4 protein-coding genes are annotated in these 3,327 nt (G+C 40.0%); 1 reads left to right on the forward strand and 3 read right to left on the reverse strand.

Going from position 1 to position 3,327, the window contains the following annotated elements:
• Positions 1 to 404: 404 nt before the first annotated feature.
• Genes ABYB02_RS15875 through rph form a run of 3 tightly spaced genes read right to left on the reverse strand, consistent with a single transcriptional unit; the run spans position 405 to position 2,217 of the window.
• Positions 405 to 785, reverse strand: coding sequence for a diacylglycerol kinase (locus ABYB02_RS15875; protein WP_011329424.1), 381 nt, complete (start codon positions 783 to 785; stop codon positions 405 to 407).
• 55 nt (positions 786 to 840) lie between these two features.
• Entirely contained in the window at positions 841 to 1,485 is a 645-nt protein-coding gene (pyrE, locus tag ABYB02_RS15880; protein ID WP_089368835.1) for an orotate phosphoribosyltransferase, read from the reverse strand.
• 18 nt (positions 1,486 to 1,503) lie between these two features.
• Positions 1,504 to 2,217 carry a ribonuclease PH gene (gene rph, locus ABYB02_RS15885; RefSeq protein WP_011329426.1) on the reverse strand — a complete coding sequence of 238 codons (714 nt, stop codon included), beginning with the start codon at positions 2,215 to 2,217 and terminating at the stop codon, positions 1,504 to 1,506.
• A gap of 163 nt (positions 2,218 to 2,380) precedes the next feature.
• Between rph and ABYB02_RS15890 the strand changes: the two genes are divergently transcribed.
• Positions 2,381 to 3,241, forward strand: coding sequence for a YicC/YloC family endoribonuclease (locus ABYB02_RS15890; RefSeq protein WP_011329427.1), 861 nt, complete (start codon positions 2,381 to 2,383; stop codon positions 3,239 to 3,241).
• Positions 3,242 to 3,327 lie beyond the last annotated feature (86 nt).

Here is a 3,327-nt window from a genome sequence, read left to right on the forward strand (position 1 = left end):
AGTAGGTTGGCTGTTAGAACTCAATCTGTACGAGTGCCCACACAGATGATTGCTTTATATTGTTAAAGAACGTTTGAGTCGCTTTAGCGTCTCAAGGGATGCGAATAATACACCCTTTATTTTTCGAGTCAACACTTAGTTTTAAACTTTCTTTCGACAATTTAAAACCGAAGTTTTATTTAACTCTCTAAGTAGTTACTGCCTTGCTATGCTTCGGCGTTTCCCGTCTCAGTGGGGTCGCATTATAGGGAGATCCGAAAACAGATCAACTGTTTTTTAAAGAAAACTTGAAATAAACTGCTGTTCGCTGAGTATTTGAGCTAAACACGTTAAAAATACAACATAACTAGCAAGCTATTAACAACTAAAGATATTTTTATACCTTCTCATATTTAAAAGTAGGGTTAAACGATCTTTATATAAAGGCTAATGCCCCAGATGATCACGACGATCGACAATGCAAGTGTTACTGCAGCAGATCCCATATCTTTGGCTCTACCTGATAATACATGCCGCTCTGTGCTTACCCGATCGGTTAGGGCTTCAATTGCGGAGTTTAATAATTCGACTATAAGCATAATCAGTAGCGTACTAACAAGTAGTGCCCAATGAAGTAATGACGAAGCTAACCAAAATGATAGTGGTAACAAAATAATGCATAGGAGTAGCTCTTGTCTAAATGCGACTTCTTCTTTAAACGCGGCTTTAAAGCCAAGGTACGAACAATAGCTTGCTTTAAAAACACGCTTGAGACCGAGGCCATTTGGTTTTAATACATCTTTCATTAATAAACTCTATAAATGAAGGTCAAAATAAAGCCCCGCATTGCGAGGCTTTTATTTACGCTACACCATATTGGTCGCGGTAAGCTTTAACTGAGGCTAAATGCTGATCCATAGTCCCTTGGGTTTCAAGGTAACTAATTAGATCTGCTAGTTTTACAATAGAGATGACTTTGGTATTAAAGTCTCGTTCAACTTCTTGAATAGCTGATAACTCGGCTTTACCTTTTTCTTGGCGATCAAGGGCGATCAATACACCACTTAGATCTGCGCCATTCTCTGCGATAATTTCCATCGACTCACGAATAGCAGTGCCGGCGGTGATCACATCATCCACTAGCATGATTTTACCTTTAAGTTCAGAGCCTACTAATGTGCCACCCTCACCGTGTGCTTTTTTCTCTTTACGATTAAAACAATAAGGTACATCTTTATTGTAATGATCTGCTAAAGCAACTGCGGTTGTCGTTGCAATAGGAATACCTTTATAAGCAGGGCCAAATAATACATCGTACTCAATGGCGGCATCTTCTAATGCTGCAGCATAAAAACGGCCTAAACGCGCTAAATCTCGTCCTGTATTAAATAAACCAGCATTAAAAAAGTACGGGCTAGTGCGGCCTGACTTTAAAGTAAATTCACCAAACTTTAATACCTGCTTTTCTAAAGCGAACTCAATAAACTCTATTTGATAATCTTTCATATACAGTGATCCTTTGCGTTATGCTAATGCTTGCTTTTGTACGTCGATAATTTCACGAATAGAGTGCTTAGCTAATGTAAGTAACTCATCGAGTTCGTCGAACGAAAACGGTTCACCTTCGGCAGTTCCTTGAATTTCGATAATTTTGCCGGTTTCGGTCAGAATGACGTTCATATCGGTTTCTGCTGCTGAATCTTCTATGTACTCTAGATCACTAATGGCTTGGCCTTTATAGATGCCTACCGAAATTGCTGCAATCATGTATTTAAGTGGGTTTGAATTGATCATCCCTTTAGCACGCATATGCGTAAGTGCGTCAACTAATGCAACACAGGCACCACTAATAGATGCGGTACGTGTTCCGCCATCAGCTTGAATAACATCGCAATCAATAGTAATAGTGTTTTCGCCAAGCGCTTTTAAATCAACAGCAGCACGAAGTGCACGCGCAATTAAGCGTTGAATTTCCATAGTACGACCGCCTTGTTTTCCACGCGCCGCTTCACGGGCATTACGTGTGTGCGTTGCACGCGGTAACATACCGTATTCTGCATTGATCCAACCTTTACCTTGGCCTTTCATAAAACGAGGTACACCCGATTCAACTGTGGCAGTACAAAGCACCTTAGTATTACCAAACTCAACAAGTACTGAGCCTTCTGCATGCAAAGTATAATTACGTGTAAATGTAACAGGTCTAATTTGGTTAGCTGTTCTTTCGCTTGGACGCATTGACGATCCCCTTAATTCAGAATTTGCGACATTATAAGTGCATGTCGGTGTAGATGCCATGCTGATTGTAAAATATTCAGTCTATTAAATTTTCCCTAGAGCTTAAGCAGTGTTACGGTATAATCATTGTAATATTGTATTTATTAATTTTAGGAAACTATCCATGATCCACAGTATGACTGCTTACGCGCGTCGCGAAATAAAAGGCGATTGGGGCACCGGCACTTGGGAAGTTCGTTCAGTGAACCAGCGCTACCTTGAAACATTTATTCGTGCACCAGAGCAATTTCGTGGCATGGAGCCAGTAATTCGTGAGCGCTTACGTAAACATTTACAACGCGGTAAAGTTGAAGTTTTCTTAAAGTTTGTAGCAAACCCTGCGCATGTTGGCGAGCTGTCAATTAATGAAGCACTTGCAGAGCAGCTAATAAATAGTGCTAAGTGGGTACAACAACACAGTGATGGTGACATTAACCCAGTTGATATACTACGCTGGCCTGGTGTTATGGAAGCACAAGAGCTTGATATGGATAGTGTAAATACTGCTCTTATTGCAGGCTTTGACCAAGTAGTAGAAGATTTTAAATCTGCACGTGGTGATGAAGGTGAAAACCTACAAGAGATGATAGCTACTCGCCTTGAAGCTATTTTAGAGCAAGTAGCTATTGTAGAAACGCACATGCCTGAAATTGCCAAATGGCAGCGCGAAAAGTTAGCGCAAAAACTCGAAGACTTAACGGCTAATATTGACGAATCACGCCTTGAACAAGAGCTTATTTATTTAGCTCAAAAGCAAGATGTGGCTGAAGAATTAGATCGCTTAAAGTCGCATGTTAAAGAAACCAAAAAAATTCTTACAAAAGGCGGGGCATGTGGTCGTCGTTTAGACTTTATGATGCAAGAGTTTAACCGCGAAGCAAACACATTAGCATCTAAGTCTATCAATAGTGACATTACTACTGCCGCTGTAGAGCTAAAAGTGCTGATTGAGCAAATGCGTGAGCAGATCCAAAATATTGAGTAATGCTTTAATGTTCAAGCCTTAAAATTGAGCACTAAGAGTTAATTAAAGTGCAATAGTGTTATTAAAGGCTTGAGTTATTTATAACT

This window comes from Pseudoalteromonas sp. (genome assembly GCF_041613455.1).
In the GTDB taxonomy this organism is placed as follows: Bacteria; Pseudomonadota; Gammaproteobacteria; order Enterobacterales; family Alteromonadaceae; genus Pseudoalteromonas.